The organism is Aquamicrobium terrae (genome assembly GCF_040545735.1).
GTDB classification, from domain to species: domain Bacteria; phylum Pseudomonadota; class Alphaproteobacteria; order Rhizobiales; family Rhizobiaceae; genus Mesorhizobium; species Mesorhizobium terrae_A.
Window position 1 is genome coordinate 86,034 of the sequence record NZ_JBEPML010000018.1, and the last position, 16,306, is coordinate 102,339.

General features: G+C 67.4%; 16 protein-coding genes. 10 read left to right on the forward strand and 6 right to left on the reverse strand.

What is annotated here, in order from left to right; genetic code table 11:
- Positions 1-184: 184 nt before the first annotated feature.
- Complete coding sequence (locus ABID37_RS20610; protein ID WP_435521606.1) at positions 185-2,176, forward strand: AI-2E family transporter; 1,992 nt, start codon at positions 185-187, stop codon at positions 2,174-2,176.
- A gap of 7 nt (positions 2,177-2,183) precedes the next feature.
- On the opposite strand, the gene ABID37_RS20615 is transcribed toward ABID37_RS20610, so the two are convergent.
- Positions 2,184-2,918 (reverse strand): 16S rRNA (uracil(1498)-N(3))-methyltransferase, encoded by a 735-nt coding sequence (locus ABID37_RS20615; protein WP_354198198.1) that lies wholly within the window; start codon positions 2,916-2,918, stop codon positions 2,184-2,186.
- Between the two features lie 31 nt (positions 2,919-2,949).
- On the reverse strand, positions 2,950-3,588 hold the full coding sequence (locus ABID37_RS20620; protein WP_354198201.1) for a hypothetical protein: 639 nt from the start codon (positions 3,586-3,588) through the stop codon (positions 2,950-2,952).
- A 91-nt stretch (positions 3,589-3,679) separates the two neighbouring features.
- On the opposite strand from ABID37_RS20620, the gene ABID37_RS20625 reads away from it, so the two are divergent.
- Together ABID37_RS20625 and ABID37_RS20630 are read left to right on the forward strand one after the other, a co-directional pair.
- Positions 3,680-4,378 carry a type 1 glutamine amidotransferase gene (locus ABID37_RS20625; RefSeq protein ID WP_354198203.1) on the forward strand — a complete coding sequence of 233 codons (699 nt, stop codon included), beginning with the start codon at positions 3,680-3,682 and terminating at the stop codon, positions 4,376-4,378.
- Positions 4,379-4,650: 272 nt separating this feature from the next.
- On the forward strand, positions 4,651-4,791 hold the full coding sequence (locus ABID37_RS20630; RefSeq protein WP_354198205.1) for a hypothetical protein: 141 nt from the start codon (positions 4,651-4,653) through the stop codon (positions 4,789-4,791).
- Here ABID37_RS20630 and ABID37_RS20635 read toward each other — a convergent pair.
- The 3 genes from ABID37_RS20635 to ABID37_RS20645 all read right to left on the reverse strand — a co-directional run bounded on the left by ABID37_RS20635 (position 4,764) and on the right by ABID37_RS20645 (position 7,581).
- The gene (locus ABID37_RS20635; protein ID WP_354198207.1) at positions 4,764-5,555 is read right to left on the reverse strand and encodes a metallophosphoesterase; all 792 of its coding nucleotides are present in this window, start codon (positions 5,553-5,555) and stop codon (positions 4,764-4,766) included. The two genes, ABID37_RS20630 and ABID37_RS20635, sit on opposite strands and share 28 nt — an antisense overlap.
- 3 nt (positions 5,556-5,558) lie before the next feature.
- The gene (locus ABID37_RS20640; protein ID WP_354198209.1) at positions 5,559-6,698 is read right to left on the reverse strand and encodes an alpha-hydroxy acid oxidase; all 1,140 of its coding nucleotides are present in this window, start codon (positions 6,696-6,698) and stop codon (positions 5,559-5,561) included.
- 100 nt (positions 6,699-6,798) lie between these two features.
- On the reverse strand, positions 6,799-7,581 hold the full coding sequence (locus ABID37_RS20645) for an FCD domain-containing protein (protein WP_354198211.1): 783 nt from the start codon (positions 7,579-7,581) through the stop codon (positions 6,799-6,801).
- Between the two features lie 232 nt (positions 7,582-7,813).
- Here ABID37_RS20645 and ABID37_RS20650 point away from each other — a divergent pair, with 232 nt between their 5' ends.
- The 6 genes from ABID37_RS20650 (at position 7,814) to glcF (ending at position 14,311) form a co-directional block, all read left to right on the forward strand.
- Positions 7,814-9,088: a DUF3422 family protein gene (locus tag ABID37_RS20650; RefSeq protein WP_435521609.1), complete on the forward strand. Its 1,275-nt coding sequence runs from the start codon at positions 7,814-7,816 to the stop codon at positions 9,086-9,088.
- Positions 9,089-9,296: 208 nt separating this feature from the next.
- Positions 9,297-10,793 carry an FAD-linked oxidase C-terminal domain-containing protein gene (locus tag ABID37_RS20655; protein WP_354198215.1) on the forward strand — a complete coding sequence of 499 codons (1,497 nt, stop codon included), beginning with the start codon at positions 9,297-9,299 and terminating at the stop codon, positions 10,791-10,793.
- Entirely contained in the window at positions 10,793-11,374 is a 582-nt protein-coding gene (locus ABID37_RS20660; protein ID WP_354198217.1) for an ASCH domain-containing protein, read from the forward strand. The genes ABID37_RS20655 and ABID37_RS20660 overlap by 1 nt, the downstream gene beginning before the upstream one ends.
- Positions 11,371-12,612 (forward strand): FAD-binding protein, encoded by a 1,242-nt coding sequence (locus ABID37_RS20665; protein WP_354198219.1) that lies wholly within the window; start codon positions 11,371-11,373, stop codon positions 12,610-12,612. Before ABID37_RS20660 ends, ABID37_RS20665 begins: the two co-directional genes overlap by 4 nt.
- Positions 12,609-12,992: a DUF4870 family protein gene (locus ABID37_RS20670; protein WP_354198221.1), complete on the forward strand. Its 384-nt coding sequence runs from the start codon at positions 12,609-12,611 to the stop codon at positions 12,990-12,992. Before ABID37_RS20665 ends, ABID37_RS20670 begins: the two co-directional genes overlap by 4 nt.
- Positions 12,993-13,009: 17 nt before the next feature.
- The gene (glcF, locus tag ABID37_RS20675; protein WP_354198223.1) at positions 13,010-14,311 is read left to right on the forward strand and encodes a glycolate oxidase subunit GlcF; all 1,302 of its coding nucleotides are present in this window, start codon (positions 13,010-13,012) and stop codon (positions 14,309-14,311) included.
- A 102-nt stretch (positions 14,312-14,413) separates the two neighbouring features.
- Here glcF and ABID37_RS20680 read toward each other — a convergent pair whose 3' ends face one another.
- Positions 14,414-15,199 carry a L,D-transpeptidase gene (locus ABID37_RS20680; protein WP_354198225.1) on the reverse strand — a complete coding sequence of 262 codons (786 nt, stop codon included), beginning with the start codon at positions 15,197-15,199 and terminating at the stop codon, positions 14,414-14,416.
- Positions 15,200-15,405: 206 nt separating this feature from the next.
- On the opposite strand from ABID37_RS20680, the gene ABID37_RS20685 reads away from it, so the two are divergent.
- On the forward strand, positions 15,406-16,041 hold the full coding sequence (locus ABID37_RS20685; protein WP_354198227.1) for a DNA-3-methyladenine glycosylase I: 636 nt from the start codon (positions 15,406-15,408) through the stop codon (positions 16,039-16,041).
- Positions 16,042-16,306: the final 265 nt, after the last annotated feature.

Consider the following 16,306-nt stretch of genomic DNA (forward strand, 5'->3'; position numbering starts at 1 on the left):
GGACGATATGCCCCCGCCCGATCAAGCGAAAACTGTAGAGCCATGCATCAACGAAACTGCACGCAGCGTGAAGCCGCATAAAAAACGGCCGGTTTCGCCGCCGGATGGCGGGAACCTTGGCCAGCCTGCGGCATTTCCTGCAGAATGCGCCTGACAGGCGCAAGACAAGGTGAGGGGATCTGCCATGGCCACAACGGATGAAGCAGCGGCGAAGCGTCCGGCGCGGGCGGCCGTGACGGCCGATGGCGACTATTCGCGCCCCTTCGTGCCCACCGCCGTCACCATGGTGGGCGTCACCGCCATCCTCTATCTGGGGCGCGAGGTGTTTTTGCCGCTGGCCGTCGCCTTCCTGCTCACCTTCGCCCTGGCGCCGATGGTTTCGGCGCTGCGCAAGCGCTCGGTGCCCAAGGTGCCGGCGGTGATCCTGACGGTCGTGCTGGCCTTCATGGCCATCGGCCTGTTTTCCTTCGTCGTCGCCACCCAGGTGAGCACCCTGGCGCAGAACATTCCCACCTATCAGTCCAACATCCTCGACAAGGTCCGCGCGCTGCGCGAGGTCGGCGCCAATGGCGGCATCATCGACCGGCTGTCCAGCGCCGTCGAGCGCGTCGGCGCCGAGCTTCAGCGCGGCACCCAGACCGCGCCGGCGGCCGAGCCGGAGACGCCGCCGCGCGAGCCGCTGCCGGTCGAGATCGTGGCGCGCCAGAACCCGATCGAGACGCTGAAGAACGTCATCGTGCCGCTGGCGGCGCCCTTCGCCACCGCCGGCCTGATCATCGTCGTCGTCATCTTCATGCTGCTGGAGCGGGAGGATCTGCGCGACCGCTTCATCCGCCTCGTCGGCTACAGCGACCTGCACCGCACCACCGAGGCCTTGCAGGACGCCGGCAAGCGCGTCGGCCGCTATCTGCTGATGCAGCTCGTGGTCAACACCACCTATGCCGTTCCGATCACCATCGGCCTGTGGCTGATCGGCATTCCCAACGCGTTGCTGTGGGGCCTCTTGGCGCTGGTGCTGCGCTTCGTGCCCTATATCGGTCCGGCCATCGCCATGATGCTGCCGCTGCTTCTGGCGCTGGCCGTCGCCCCCGGCTGGTCGCTGGTGCTGTGGACGGCGGGCCTGTTCCTGGTCATGGAACTCGTGTCCAACAACATCTTGGAGCCGTGGCTCTACGGCTCCCGCACCGGGCTGTCGCCGCTCGCCATCATCGTGGCGGCGATCTTCTGGACGTGGCTGTGGGGGCCGCTCGGCCTGGTGCTCTCCACCCCGCTCACCGTATGCCTGGTGGTGCTCGGCCGGCATGTGCCGCAATTCGCCTTCCTCGACGTGCTGCTCGGCAACGAGCCGGTGCTGGAACCCCATGCGCGGCTCTACCAGCGCCTGCTGGCCGGAGACCCCGACGAGGCGACCGACAATGCCGAGGAGTTCCTGGAGGAGCAATATCTGGTCGACTACTACGACCGCATCGGCATTCCCGCCCTGCTGATCGGCGAAAGCGACCGCCAGCGCGGCGTCATGAGCGACGAGCAGCGCAAGCTGCTGGCCGCAAGCGCGCTGACGCTGGTCGAGAACCTGGAGGACGTCGCGCAGGAGGAGGAAGAGGACGACGAGGAGGACGAGAAGGCCGAGAAGGCCGAGAAGGATGCCGGCAAGGCCGAGAGCGCGCCCGCCGAAGAGGAGGAGGACGCGATCGAGACCCCGGACCTGCCCGATGGCGAGGGCCATTCGCTGCTGTGCCTCGGCGGGCGAGGTGAACTGGACGATGCCGCCGCCGCCATGCTGGCGCAGGTTCTGGAAGTGCAGGGCGCCGAGGCGGCGACCGGCGCCCACACGGCGCTGGAGGGTCGCGCGGTCACCTCCCTGCCGCTCGGCAAGGTCGACACCGTCATCGTGGCCTTCCTGAATGCCGGCTCGCAGGCGCATGCCCGCCATGTCGTGCGCCGGCTGAAGCGGGCGAAGTCCGGCCTGCGGGTCGGCATCTTCGTGCCGCGCGCGGAAGGCGAGAGCGCCACCGTCAAGGCGGACGCCATCAGTGCCGATTTCGTCGCCGGCTCTATTGCCGAGGCCGTGACCTCGGGTCTCGAGGACAAGCCGGCCGTGCGCCTCAAGGCGGCGCCGGCCCGTCTTTCGCGCAGAAGGGCACGGCCGCGCAAGCCGGCCAGCGCCGCGGCCTGATCCGCCCTTACCAGTCGCCAATCGTCGCCTGGATCACCGCCAGCGCGGCCACCGCCGCCGTGTCGGCGCGCAGGATGCGCGGCCCCAGCGGAATGGCGGTGACGAAGGGCAGGGCCCGCAGCATGCGCCGCTCCTCGTCGGAGAAGCCGCCCTCCGGCCCGACCAGCAGGCCGAGGCTGCGTTCGGCAATGGCCTTGAGTGCGGGCACGGGATTGTTGGTGGCGGCGTCCTCGTCGCAGAAGATCAGTCGCCGGCCGCCATCCCAGTCCGACAGCAGGCGTTCCAGCCGCACCGTCTCATGCACCTCGGGCACGGCGAGGATGCCGCATTGCTCGGCCGCCTCGACGACATTGGCGCGCAACCGCTCCAGCCCGAGCTTCGGCACCTGCGTGTGCTGGGTGACGACCGGCTGCAACACGCCCGCCCCCATCTCCACCGCCTTCTGCACCAGATAGTCGAGCCGGCCCTGCTTCAGCGGTGCGAAACAGTAGACGAGGTCGCACGGCGCCGGTTGCGGCCGTTGCAGGCTGCGAACCTGAAGCCGCACCGCCTTTTTCCGGATCGTCGCGACGGAGGCTGACCACTCGCCGTCGCGGCCGTTGAACACGAGAAGCTCCGCCCCCTCGCCGAGCCGCAGCACATGGGCCAGATAATGGCTCTGCTGCGGATCGGCCTCGATCTCGACCTCGGCGGCGAGGTCGCCGGGCACGAAAAGTCTTTGCAGTCGGTAATTGGCGCGCATGGCCGACTGATGCGGCAGGCGCGCGGACGCGTCAAGCCGTGGCCGACGGATGCCAGACCGGCCGGTAGCCGGCGCCCAAGGCCGCGACGCTGGCCGGCGGGGTGAGCAGGAACACCCTTTCCGCCACCGGAGGCCGGACCGGCACATAGCCGGCAAACGACCACTGGAACAGATTGCCCTGATGGCGGGTGAAACATGCCTCGCCGTCGCAGAACATGGCGCCTTCCGGCAGGGCGTCGGCTTCGGCGCGGGTCAGGGGTGCCGGGGTTCCGCCGCTGGCCAGCCTTTCGCCGTGCAGGCGTGCGTCGAGCTTCGCGGCGCGCGGACCGGCGATCCGGCAGGCTTCGCCGAACCGGGCAAGGAAGTCCCTGGCCCGTTCGCGCCGGCAGTAGAAGCAGGGGCGGTGGCCGGCGGCGAGCGCCGTCACCTCGTCGAGGAAGAACAGTTCGGTCCAGCCGGCCTTGCCGCCCGGGCCGTTGCAGCCCATCGGGTCGCGCCGCCGCTCGCCGAAGTCGCATTCGCACACGATCCAGGCCCTGGTCGTCCAGCGGCGGCCGAGCAGGCTTCTGGTGTCGGGATCGTGGATGATGCCGCGGTTGCCGGTGAACAGCCCGCGCTCGGGCACGGCGTGCAGGGCACCGAACGGATCGACGCGGTTTTGCAGTGGCATAGCGCTTTCCCGAGGCTGGAAGCAGGCCGAGCTTTGCCTGCCTCGGCCGGCCATGGTATCGCTTGCCGCGCCTTTGTCACGGGTGGATATCATGCGGGTACTTGTCGTCGAGAATTTCGAGAACGCCGGCCTTGGCCAGATCGGCATCGCCATCGCCGAAGCCGGCGGCGAGATCGACCTGCGCCGGCCCTATGACGGCGACACCTTGCCCGCGACCGCCGGGGATCACGATGCGCTGGTGGTGCTGGGCGGTGCCCAGAATGCGCTGGCCGACGATGTCAGCCCCTATTTCCCGGCTCTGATCGACCTCATCCGCGATTTCGAGGGCAAGGACCGCGCCATTGCCGGCGTCTGCCTCGGCAGCCAGTTGATCGCCCGCGCCTTCGGCGGCGAGAACCGGATCGGCGGCGCCAGGGAGTTCGGCTGGCAGCCGGTCGAACTGACCGCCGATGCCCGCGCCGACGCGGTGCTGGGCGCTTTGCCGCAGAGCTTTCCCATCTTCCAGTGGCACGACGACACCTTCTCGCTGCCGCAATCCGCGATCCGCCTCGCCGGCAGCCAGGTGGCGGAAAACCAGGCCTTCCGCATCGGTCGCGCCGCCTATGGCTTCCAGTTCCATTTCGAGGCCGATACCGGGCTGGTGCGGCAGTGGAGCGAGTTGTTCTCGCCACTGATCGCCGAGCGCCGGCCCGAATGGGCGCAGGTTCTGGAGGACGAGGTTGCCCGCAACGGCGTGCTGGCCGATTCCGCCGGCCTGTCGATCGCCCGCGCCTGGGTCGCGACCATCTGACTTTTTGCCCGGGCGGCGGGCTGGACCGGCTCCGGCCTCGCCCGTCAGCGGCCGCATGCGTGACAATTTTGGCACGCTTCGGCGAAACCGCTGTGGATGGCTGCTTTTCGCCTTGGCCCGGCCTCGCCCGCCCCCTAGAACGCCGACCGCAACGGCGCGGCAGCGGGCAATACAAGCGATTTTCCGGCGGCTGATCGAACCCTTCCGGGGCTTTCGCGTTTCAATGCAATGGTAATCATGTTCGTGCAGGATGCCGGAAGGTACAATCCGAGATGACCTCAGTGAAAGCAGCCCTTCTGACCTTCGCCATGCTGTCCGCGCTTGCCATCGGCGGTGCCGGGATCTACGCGGCCGACGCCGCGAACGGCCATGCCGTGACCGACGGCTATGGCGTCACCGCCGCGCTGGACTGAGAAACCCCCTCCTTCGTGATTGTCAGCAGGCGCTTGTCGCCAGCCTCGACCGCCATGGCGCTGAGCCGTCCGGTATAGTAGGCGCCGGTGTCCAGGTTGACCCGGTTGGGTTTCACCTCGACGGCCGCCACCGGTGTGTGGCCATGCACGATCACCTTCGGGTAGAGCCCGCTGTGGTGGTGGAATTCGCCGCGTATCCACACCAGATCGTCGCGTGATTGTCGCTCCAGCGCGATGCCCGGCCGCACGCCGGCGTGGCACAGGAAGAAGTCGCCGCATGCGAAGGACGTGGTGAGCGAGCGCAGCAGGTCGATATGGGCCGGCGGCATGGCCGCAAGCAGCGCCGCATGGAAGGCGCTCAGCGCGGCCTGGTCCTCCACCGGAAAGCCGAAGCGGGACCAGTGGACGCCGTAGGAGGCCGCCGTCTCGATGCCGCCATTGGTCATGAACAGCCCGTAGGGCTCTGGTCGGTCGATGAATTCGAGCAGGCCGAGATCGTGGTTGCCGGCCAGCAGCACGTTGCGGGTATCGCGGGCCTGTGCCTCGGCCAGGAACGCCAGCACGCCCTTGGAATCGGGGCCGCGGTCGGTGTAGTCGCCCAGGTGCACGACGCGCCAGTCCGGCGGCGCGTCGGCCTCGATTTCCGCCGCCACATGGCGGTGGAAGGCCTCAAGCAGATCGAGGCGGCCGTGGACGTCGCCGACCGCGTAGAGGCGCAGGCCTTGCGGCGCCCGCGCATGGGCAAGATCGACGTCGCCGTCCATCCGTCAGCCCCGATGGAGCATGTCCTTGCCGACATCCTTGATGTCGCGCCTGCCGCACAATGCCATGGTCGTGTCCAGTTCCTTGGCGATGATGTTCAGCGTTGCCGTCACGCCCTTCTTGCCCTGCGCGCCCAGCCCGTAGAGGAAGGGGCGGCCGATGAACACGCCTTTGGCGCCGAGGCAAAGGGCCTTGAGCACATCCTGCCCCGAGCGGACGCCGCCGTCCATGAAGACTTCGATTCGGTCGCCCACCGCATTGGCGATGTCCTCGAGCATGGAGATCGAGGACGGCGCGCCGTCGAGCTGGCGCCCGCCATGGTTGGAGACGATGAGGGCATCGGCGCCGGTCCTGGTGGCGAGTTCCGCGTCCTCCCGGTCGAGTATGCCTTTCAGGATCAGCTTGCCGCCCCAGCGCTGCCGGATCCATTCCACGTCGTCCCACGACAGTTGCGGATCGAACTGGTCGGCGGTCCAGGACGACAGCGACGACAGGTCGCCGACGCCTTTGACGTGGCCGGCGATGTTGCGGAAGGTGTGGCGCTTGGTGCCCAGCATGCCCATGCACCAGGCCGGCCGCGTCGCCATCTGCCAGATGTGCTTGGCCGTGAATTTCGGCGGTGCCGACAGGCCGTTGCGCAGATCCTTGTGGCGCTGGCCGAGGATCTGCAAATCGAGCGTCAGCACCAGCGCCGAGCAGTTGGCGGCCTTGGCGCGCTCGATCAGGCTTTCGACGAAGCCGCGGTCGCGCATCACGTAGAGCTGGAACCAGAACGGCTTTTTCGTCACCGAGGCCACGTCCTCGATCGAGCAGATGCTCATGGTCGACAGCGTGAACGGCACGCCGAATTCCTCGGCCGCCTGCGCCGCCAGCATCTCGCCGTCGGCGTGCTGCATGCCGGTGAGGCCGGTGGGGGCCAGCGCCACCGGCATCGCCACCTCCTCGCCCAGCATGGTGGATTTGAGCGAGCGGTTCGTCATGTCGACCAGCACCCGCTGGCGCAGCTTGATATCCGCGAAATCCGCCTCGTTGGCGCGATAGGTGCCCTCGGTCCACGAGCCGGAATCGGCATAGTCGAAGAACATCTTCGGCACGCGCCGCCGCGCCATGCGCTTGAGGTCGTCGATTGTCAGCGGTTCAGCCATGAACGGTCGGTCCTTCTCGTATTCTGTCCGGCTTGTTGAGGCCGATGGCGACGCGTGGGTCCCCATCGCAGGGGTGGTGTCGATGGCAGGAAGGCCGATCCTAGGTCTCGCCCGGATCGGTGCGCTGCTGCAGCCTGAGCCGCGAAACGCGGCGCCAGTCGCCGGCCCGTTCCGCCTGCGTGGTGATCTGTTCGACATACAGGATATGGTCCATGGCCGCCTTGCGCGCCGCGGCCGGATCGCCAGCGGCGATGCCGGCGTGGATGGCGCGGTGCTGTTCCAGCAGCGCCTCGCGCGCGCCGGGCTGCGTGAACACCAGAAGACGGTTGTGGAACACGTCCTCCGACAGCAGCCGGTAGCAGGAGCGCAGCGTGTGCAGCAGGATGATGTTGTGGGCGCATTCGCCGACGGCGTGGTGGAACTCGACGTCGACCTCCGCTTCCGCCTCGAAATCGGCGTCGCGATGGGCGGCGTCCATGCGCGCCATTATCGCGTCGAGCAGGGCAAGGTCGTCCGCCGTCGCGCGCCGGGCCGCATATTCGGCCGCCACGCCCTCCATCTCGCGGCGATATTCGAGATAGTCCGACCCCGCCTTGCGGTGGTTGGAGATGAGTTCGATCACCGGCCGGGAGAACACCTGCCCGATCACGTCGGCCACGAAGGTGCCGCCGCCATGGCGGGTGAGCAGCAGTCCGCGCGTCTCCAGCGCCTTCAGCGCGTCGCGCAGGATCGGCCGCGAGACCTCGAACCGGCGCGCCAGCTCGCGCTCGCCGGGCAGCCTGTCGCCGGTGCGCAGCACGCCCTCGAGGATCAGGCTCTCGATCTGCTGCACCACCTCGTCGGCGGTGCGCGAATGTTCGATGCGCGTGAAGATTTCTGTCACTTGTATGCCCATGAAAGGAGCGATGAGCGCAAAACATAGCGGCAACCGCCAAAACTGGTCAATTAATTTATCCAGTTTGGACCGTGTGTCCGGATCGCCCTGCACGCACAGATCGTTTGCACGGGGCGCGGAACGGTTTTAAACGGCTCCGATGTGCCAGTTTTGGGGATGATCCGCCGTGCAGGAAGGTCCGACCGGTTCCGAGTTCGAGCCGCGCCCGACGGGCAGCGTCATGGGCTTCCCCGCGCATGAGGGCAGGCCGGGTGCGCTCGGCGAGGTCCACTCCCGGCCTTATCCGCTGGTCACCACCCCGCGCGTGCTGGTGCAGCTCTCGTTCATGACCGAGGGCGGCTCCGTCGTCGACCAGGCGGTGCTGTCGGAGCTGTCGCGCCGGCTGGGCATCGCCGCGCCCGACCGGCAGGCGCGCCACCACGCCATGAAATGGGGCAAGGGCACGCTGCGCTGGGAGCGGCACACCGAATTCTCCACCTATCTGTGGGAAGGCCCGCTTTCCGAACGCGGCCGCCGGCAGGAGGATTCGCCCTTCGGCAACGGATTCTCGCCGCCTGGCACGGTCATTTCCGGCATCCGCCTGGAAATCCGCAACTGGACGCCGGACAGCGAGAAGCTGATCGACGGCTTCGACCCGACCAGCCTGTGCTATTCGCTGGTCGAGGGCGGCAATGCGGCGATCGTCACCGATTTCCGCCAGGACGGCGACGGGCTCACCCGCATCCTGATCCTCGACCGCGGCCTGACCCCGGCCCGCGCCGGCGCGCTGTCGCATCGCCTCATCGACATCGAGACCTATCGTACGCTTGCCATGCTCGGCCTGCCGCTGGCGCTGTCGCTGTCGGGCCGCGTGCGCCGCATCGAGGACCGGCTGGCCGTCATCACCGGCCAGATGCGCGAGAGCGCCACCCGCGACAGCCAGAAGCTTCTGGCCGACCTCACCGAGCTTGCGGCGGAACTGGAGGCGGACGCTGCCGCGAGCCTCTACCGCTTCGGCGCCAGCCGCGCCTATGACGGCATCGTCACCGAGCGTCTCGGCGCGCTCGACGAGATGGTCGTGCCGGGCCACGAAACCTGGGCCGGTTTCCTGCAACGGCGCATGGCGCCGGCCATGCGCACCTGCCGCTCGGTGGAGGAGCGGCAGGCCAATCTGTCGAGCAAGCTCACCCGCGCCACGACGCTGTTGCGCACCTGGGTCGATGTCGAGGTGGAAAAGCAGAACCGCGACCTGCTCGCCTCCATGAACAACCGCGCCCGCCTCCAGCTTCGCCTGCAGCAGACGGTCGAGGGCCTGTCGGTGGCAGCGGTGTCCTATTATGTGGTCGGCCTCATCGGCTATCTGGCCAAGGGCGGCTCCACCTGGTTCGGCCATGCCGTTGCCCCCGAGGCGGTGACCGCCGCTTCCGTGCCCGTGGCCATTCTTCTGGTATGGTGGGGCGTGCGGCGTGTGCGGCGGCTGCATTCGGAGCCGACAAAACACGCCGGCGCCGATTGAGCCCGGCGTAAGGGCGCCGGGTGGTCGAGAGGTTCCCCCGGCGGTTCGGCAATCCGGCTCCGCATTTTGCCGGCAATCCCCGACCCAGCGGCAGATTGCCGCTGGGCTCATGCCGCCGCGTCCCGTGCGGCTTTCTTGAAATGCACAATTTACAGGCGCCGTCGCAAACTGGTAAAAGCTTTTTACCAGTTGAGGAGGATGAGCGCCGATGTCCGGCCTGGCCATGCCCGAACCCGATGCCGCGACGCTGGCCCGCCGCGCCGAGATCGTCGCCGACCTGCGTTCCATCGTGCCGGGCGAGGGCGTGGTCGAGACGGTCAACGAGATGCGCGCCTTCGAGAGCGACGGGCTGACCGCCTATCGCCAGCTGCCGCTGGTGGTGGTGCTGCCGGAAACCACGCATCAGGTGTCGCGCGTGCTGAAATATTGCAACGAGCGCAACATCCGCGTCGTGCCGCGCGGTTCCGGCACCTCGCTGTCGGGCGGCGCGCTGCCGCTGCAGGATGCGGTCCTGCTGGTCATGAGCCGCTTCAACCGCATCCTGGAAATCGACTATCCCAACCGCGCCGTGGTCGCCCAGCCGGGCGTCACCAATCTCGGCATCACCCATGCGGTCGAATCGGAGGGCTTCTACTATGCACCCGATCCGTCGTCGCAGATCGCCTGTTCCATCGGCGGCAATGTGGCGGAGAACTCCGGCGGCGTACACTGCCTGAAATACGGCCTCACCGCCAACAATCTCCTGGGGCTGGAGATGGTGCTGATGAACGGCGAGGTTGTGCGCCTCGGCGGCATGCATCTCGATGCCGAAGGCTACGATCTTCTGGGCGTCATGACCGGCTCGGAGGGGCTGTTGGGCGTCGTCACCGAGGTCACGGTGCGCATCCTGCGCAAGCCGGAGACGGCGCGGGCGCTGCTCATCGGCTTTCCCACCAACGAGCAGGGCGGCCAGTGCGTGGCCGACATCATCGGCGCCGGCATCATTCCCGGCGGCATGGAGATGATGGACCTGCCGGCGATCCGCGCGGCGGAGGATTTTGTCCATGCCGGCTATCCGCTGGATTGCGAGGCGCTGCTGATCGTCGAGCTGGACGGCCCGGCGGTGGAGGTCGATCACCTCATCGGCCTCGTCGAGCAGATCGCGATCCGCAACGGCTCCACCTCCTGCCGCATCTCGCAAAGCGAGGAGGAGCGGCTGACCTTCTGGGCCGGCCGCAAGGCGGCGTTTCCGGCCGTGGGGCGCATCTCGCCGGACTATTACTGCATGGACGGCACCATTCCGCGCAAGGAGCTGCCGCGCGTGCTGGCCGGCATGCGCGAGCTTTCCGAACAGTATGGCCTGCGCGTCGCCAATGTCTTCCATGCCGGCGACGGCAATCTGCACCCGCTGATCCTCTATGACGCCAATGTGCCCGGCGAACTGGACAGGGCCGAGGCCTTCGGCGCCGACATATTGCGGCTGTGCGTCAAGGTCGGCGGCGTGCTGACCGGCGAGCACGGGGTGGGCGTGGAGAAGCGCGACCTGATGCCGGAAATGTTCTCGGAAACGGACCTCGACCAGCAGATGCGGGTGAAATGCGCCTTCGATCCGGGCCATTTGCTCAATCCGGGCAAGGTGTTCCCGCAACTGCGCCGCTGCGCCGAGCTCGGCCGCATGCACATCCATCGCGGCCAGATGCCGTTCCCGGACATTCCGAGGTTCTGATGTTGTTCAGGCAAGCTGTTCTGGAAGGAATTGCCGAAGGCCGCATCACGCTTGCCTTCCGCCGCTGGAGCAGGCCGTCCGTCAAGGCGGGTGGTGCCGTCCGCACTGCGGCGGGGGTGGTCCGGATAGGCGCTCTCGAGGTGATCGAACTTGGCGACATTGCGCCGGCGGATGCGCGGAAGGCAGGCTATGACGACCGCGCCGCTCTGGTGAGGGAGCTTGGCGCGGATGGCGAAAAGCCGCTCTACCGGATCGCGCTGGCAGGCATCGAGGCCGACAGGCGCGTGACGCTGCGCACGCGTGCCGCATTCGATGCGGCCGGGATTGCGGAGCTTGAACAGCGTTTCGCGCGTTGGGAAAAGGCGCGGCCCGGCTATTTTCCCGCGATCCTGAAGGCGATCGGCGACAATCCGGAAGTGCCGGCGGCTGTGCTGGCGGAAAGCTTGAAGGTGGAAAAGCTGCGGTTCAAGCAGGATGTGCGCAAGCTGAAGGAACTCGGCCTTACCGAAAGCCTTGCAACAGGGTACCGGCTTTCCGTGCGAGGCGAGGCGGCCATCAAGCGCCTGGGAATTCGACCATGACCACCTTTGCCCCCACATCTGCCGAAGATGTTCTGGAAGCCGTGCAATGGGCGGTTTCGGAGGAGCAGCCCGTCGAGATCGTCGGCCACGGCTCCAAGCGCGCCATCGGCGGCAGGGTCGAGGCGGGGCATGTGCTCGACCTGTCGGGCCTGTCCGGCATCACGCTCTACGAGCCGGAGGAGCTGATCCTGTCGGCGCGGGCCGGCACGCCGCTGGCCGAGATCGAGGCTGTGGTGGCGGCGCGCGGGCAGGAACTTGCCTTCGAGCCGCTGGACTATGGCCCGCTGCTCGGGCAGGAGGCCGGGCGCGGCACCATTGGCGGCGTGCTGGCGGCCAATCTCAGCGGGCCGCGGCGGCTGAAGGCGGGCGCGGCGCGCGACCATATCCTTGGCATCCACGCCGTTTCCGGCCGTGGCGAGGCGTTCAAGTCCGGCGGCCGGGTGGTCAAGAACGTCACCGGCTATGACCTCTCCAAGGCGCTGGCCAACAGCTGGGGCACGCTGGCGGTCGCCACCGACGTCACCTTCAAGGTGCTGCCGGCGGCAGAGACGGAAACGACCCTGGTCGTTGTCGGCCTGCTCGACGACAATGCCGTGGCGGCGATGTCCCTGGCGCTCGGCTCCAGCGCCGAAGTGTCGGGTGCCGCGCACCTGCCCTATCCGGCGGTCACCCGCGTCGCCGGGGGGGCGCTCGGCAGCGACCCGGCGACCCTGCTGCGCGTCGAGGGCTTCGGACCTTCGGTCGCCTATCGCATCCGGCTGCTGAAGGAGCTTCTGGCCAAGGCCGGGCCGATGCACGAGATCGAAGCGGAAGCCTCGCGCGCGCTGTGGCGCGAAGTCCGCGACTGCCTGCCTTTCGCATCGGTGCCGCACATGCCGGTGTGGCGCGTGTCCATGCCGCCGGCCAACGGCCACCACATGGTGATGGCGCTGCGCATGCAGGCGGCGGTCGAGGCGTTTTACGACTGGCAGGGCGGGCTGATCTGGCTCGCCATGGCGGCGGGCGATCCGGAAGCCGGGCTGGTCCGGTCGCTGGTGAAGAAGTGCGGCGGCGGCCATGCCATGCTGGTGCGTGCGACGCCTGAACAGCGCGCCGAAATTCCGACCTTCCAGCCGCAGCCGCCGGCGCTCGCCGCCCTGTCGGCAAGGCTGAAGGCCGAGTTCGATCCGAAGAACATCCTCAATCCGGGGCGGATGGGGTCCGCTCCGGTGCGGACAATGGAGGGAGCATCGACATGAGCGATACCAACATGAGGCCGCAACCGCGCCAGACCGATCGCTGGCTGGAACCGGGTCCCACCAATGCGCTGGTGATCTACGTGCTCTATCTGCTCGGCCTGGTGATAGGCATCAGCGCGCTGGCCGGGCTGGTGATCGCCTATATCAACCGCGGCAAGGCGGGCACCTATGTCGAAAGCCACTATGCTTTCCTGATCCGCACCTTCTGGATCGGGCTGCTTTACGCGCTGGTGTCGGCGGTGCTGTTGATCGTCGGGATCGGCTTCCTGCTGATGCTGGCGGTCGCCGTCTGGTTCATCGCCCGCTGCGTCATCGGCATGCAGGCCTTGCAGCGCGGCGAGCCGGTCCGGGACCCGCAAAGCTGGCTGCTCGGCAACTGACCAAGGACGGAAAGCCCGTGCAAACCCATTTCACCCCCGAGCAGCTTGCCGATCCGCATGTGGCGGAATCGGAAAAAATCCTGCGCAAATGCGTGCATTGTGGCTTCTGCACCGCCACCTGCCCGACCTATGTGACGCTCGGCAACGAGTTGGACAGCCCGCGCGGGCGCATCTACCTGATCAAGGACATGCTGGAGGGCGGCAGGCCGGCCGACCGCGAGATCGTCACCCATATCGACCGCTGCCTGTCCTGCCTGTCGTGCATGACCACATGTCCGTCCGGTGTGAACTATATGCATCTGGTTGACCATGCCCGCGCCCATATCGAACAGACCTACAGGCGTCCGCTGCCGGACCGGCTGATCCGCGCCGTCCTGGCCGCCGTGCTGCCCTATCCGGCCCGCTTTCGCGCCGCCCTGAAGCTGGCGAAGCTGGGCAAGCCGTTCGCCGGCCTGTTCGAGCGCAGTGCCGCGCTGAAGCCGCTGGCGGCGATGCTGAGGCTTGCCCCGGCCAGCGTGCCGCGCGCGTCTTCCGCTGCCTCGCCGGGCGTGCATCGGGGCAGGGGGGTGAAGCGCGGGCGCGTCGCCATCCTCACCGGCTGCGCCCAGCCGGTGCTCGATCCCGGCATCAACGAGGCCACCATCTCGCTGCTCAACCGCCTCGGCGTCGAGGTCGTGGTGCCGCCGGGCGAGGGCTGCTGCGGGGCGCTGGTCCACCATATGGGCCGTGAGGAAGAGGCGCTTGCCTTTGCCCGCCGCAATGTCGATGCCTGGACACGCCAGATCGATGAGGGCGGGCTGGATGCCATCGTCATCACCGCCTCGGGCTGTGGCACGACGATCAAGGATTACGGCTACATGTTGCGGCTCGATCCCGCCTATTCGCAAAAGGCGGCGCGGGTCTCGGCGCTGGCGAAGGACGTGACCGAATATCTCGACACGCTCGACCTGCCGGAACCGGCGATGAAACCCGGCACGGTGGTCGCCTATCACTCGGCCTGCTCCATGCAGCACGGCCAGAAGATCACCCGCCAGCCCAAGACGCTGCTGGCCAAAGCGGGTTTCGTGGTCAAGGAGCCGCGTGAGGGGCATCTGTGCTGCGGCTCGGCCGGCACCTACAACATCATGCAGCCGGAGATTTCGGCAAAGCTGCGCGACCGCAAGGTGAAGAATATCTCGGCCACGGGGGCAGCGGTGGTCGCCACCGGCAATATCGGCTGCATCACCCAGATCGCCTCGGCGGCGAAGCTGCCGGTGGTGCATACGGTGGAACTGCTCGACTGGGCCTATGGCGGGGCGCAACCCAGACAGTTGCAGTGAGGTGCCAAAAACAGAAAAGGCAGCACGGCTTTCACCGGCTGCCTTTTCTGCGACTGGCCACGTCCCCCGACACGGCCCGTCCCCCGTTGTTGGGAAAAGCTTCTACATGACAACGACCGTCGCGCCAACAGGCACGCGCTCGTAAAGATCCACCACGTCCTCGTTGCGCATGCGGATGCAGCCCGACGAGACGGCGGCGCCGATCGTCCATGGCTGGTTGGTGCCGTGGATGCGGTAGAGCGTCGAGCCGAGATAGAGCGCGCGCGCGCCGAGCGGATTTTCGATGCCGCCGACCACGAAAGTCGGCAAATGGCGGCCCTTGGCCTTCTCGCGGGCGATCATCTCCGCCGGCGGGCGCCAGTCGGGCCATTCGCGCTTGGCCGAAACCTTGTGGGTGCCGGCCCATTTGAAGCCCGGCTTGCCGGTGCCGACGCCGTAGCGGCGCGCCTTGCCGTTCTTTTCCACCAGGAAGAGGAAATTGTCGCGCGTATCGATGATGACGGTGCCGGGCTTGTGCTTGCCGTCATAGGCGACGACCTGCGGCAGGTAGATCGGGTTGATCTGCGGACGCACGGCGCGTTTCTGCACCATCCTCGGCGCGGATGCCTGCTGCACCCGCGCGGGCTGCGTCTGCACGGCGCGCTGGCGCTGCGGGGCCTGCTTGGTGGCGCGCGGCGCCGGCTGCGTGCGGTAGGCGCGCCGCTGCTCCGGTGCCGCGCGGCGCGCGCTGTCAGGAGCGTGGCCGAGTTGCAGCAGCCACGGCGCCGCGAGGTCCGGGCTGACCCGCACCGGCGGGCGCTCGATATAGCGGTCGTGGGCCAGCGCCGGCGAAAAGCCCATGGAGAACACCCCGGCCAGGCAGGTAAACAGGAAAAGGGCTCGTTTCATGTGACGCACTCTTGGAACATGGTCGTCGGCCGGAAACGCTTGTCCGGTCATGACGCGATCCTGTGCGCGAAGGACAACCGAAAGGTGAATCGCCGATGCGTCGAATGCCCATTTGTCAGGAAAGCTTTCGGTATGGTTATCCGGCGGTTCAGGAATCTGGTAAAGCGCCGGTAAACCTGCCGGGAAGGTAGCAACGGATGGATCGCATGAGCGGAAATGACGGCATCATCACCGGCCCGGACGGCGTGGACCGCTGCTTCTGGCACGGCAATCTGCCGGACTACATCCACTATCACGACCATGAATGGGGCCGCCCGGTGGCTGACGACCGCCGCCTGTTCGAGAAAATCTGCCTCGAGGGCTTCCAGTCGGGCCTGTCCTGGCTGACCATCCTGCGCAAGCGCGAGAATTTCCGCGAGGCCTTCGATGGCTTCGATTTCGGGCGCGTGGCCGAATTCACCGAGGCCGATGTCGAGCGCCTGCTCGGCAATGCGGGCATCGTTCGCCACCGCGGCAAGATCGTCTCCACCATCAACAATGCCCGCCGCGCCCGCGAACTGGCGGACGAGGCCGGCTCGCTGGCCGCGTGGTTCTGGAAGTTCGAGCCGGCTCCGGAAGAACGGCCGGCGGTGGTGGACCTCGCCCATCTGCGCGCCAACCCGACCACAGCCGTTTCCACCCGCATCTCGAAGGAACTGAAGAAGCGCGGCTGGAGCTTCGTCGGCGCGACCACGGTCTATGCCTTCATGCAGGCCATGGGCATGGTCAACGACCATATCGAGGGCTGCGCCTGCCGCGCCGAGGTCGAGGCCGAGCGCGCCCGTTTCAGGCGGCCGGGCTGAAAGTGGGTTTTCGCACTTGGTATGCCTCCTCCCCATAAGGGGCAGTATTCAGATTTGACTGGCGGCTTGAAGCGCCTGTCATCCCGGCCAAGGGAGCGTCAGCGACCGCGAGCCGGGATCCATGCCGGTCGGATGACGAGTGGCCGCTGCCCGGTCCTGCCGGCAAGGTCCCGGAATGGATCCCGGACAGCCTCCGCTTTGCTTCGGCTTCCGGGATTGTTTGATCGATATGGGGTAGGTTGAGCAGCGAGGCTGCGGGCCTGCA

Bases quoted from the DNA above. Each gene is read 5' to 3' on its own strand.
- ABID37_RS20665 (WP_354198219.1), top strand. From the start codon at position 11,371: ATGACCACCTTTGCCCCCACATCTGCCGAAGATGTTCTGGAAGCCGTG.
- ABID37_RS20640 (WP_354198209.1), bottom strand. From the start codon at position 6,698: ATGGCTGAACCGCTGACAATCGACGACCTCAAGCGCATGGCGCGGCGG.
- ABID37_RS20620 (WP_354198201.1), bottom strand. From the start codon at position 3,588: ATGCCACTGCAAAACCGCGTCGATCCGTTCGGTGCCCTGCACGCCGTG.
- ABID37_RS20660 (WP_354198217.1), top strand. From the start codon at position 10,793: ATGTTGTTCAGGCAAGCTGTTCTGGAAGGAATTGCCGAAGGCCGCATC.
- ABID37_RS20625 (WP_354198203.1), top strand. From the start codon at position 3,680: ATGCGGGTACTTGTCGTCGAGAATTTCGAGAACGCCGGCCTTGGCCAG.
- ABID37_RS20630 (WP_354198205.1), top strand. From the start codon at position 4,651: ATGACCTCAGTGAAAGCAGCCCTTCTGACCTTCGCCATGCTGTCCGCG.
- ABID37_RS20670 (WP_354198221.1), top strand. From the start codon at position 12,609: ATGAGCGATACCAACATGAGGCCGCAACCGCGCCAGACCGATCGCTGG.
- ABID37_RS20610 (WP_435521606.1), top strand. From the start codon at position 185: ATGGCCACAACGGATGAAGCAGCGGCGAAGCGTCCGGCGCGGGCGGCC.
- ABID37_RS20635 (WP_354198207.1), bottom strand. From the start codon at position 5,555: ATGGACGGCGACGTCGATCTTGCCCATGCGCGGGCGCCGCAAGGCCTG.
- ABID37_RS20685 (WP_354198227.1), top strand. From the start codon at position 15,406: ATGAGCGGAAATGACGGCATCATCACCGGCCCGGACGGCGTGGACCGC.
- ABID37_RS20615 (WP_354198198.1), bottom strand. From the start codon at position 2,918: ATGCGCGCCAATTACCGACTGCAAAGACTTTTCGTGCCCGGCGACCTC.
- ABID37_RS20680 (WP_354198225.1), bottom strand. From the start codon at position 15,199: ATGAAACGAGCCCTTTTCCTGTTTACCTGCCTGGCCGGGGTGTTCTCC.
- ABID37_RS20650 (WP_435521609.1), top strand. From the start codon at position 7,814: ATGGGCTTCCCCGCGCATGAGGGCAGGCCGGGTGCGCTCGGCGAGGTC.
- ABID37_RS20655 (WP_354198215.1), top strand. From the start codon at position 9,297: ATGTCCGGCCTGGCCATGCCCGAACCCGATGCCGCGACGCTGGCCCGC.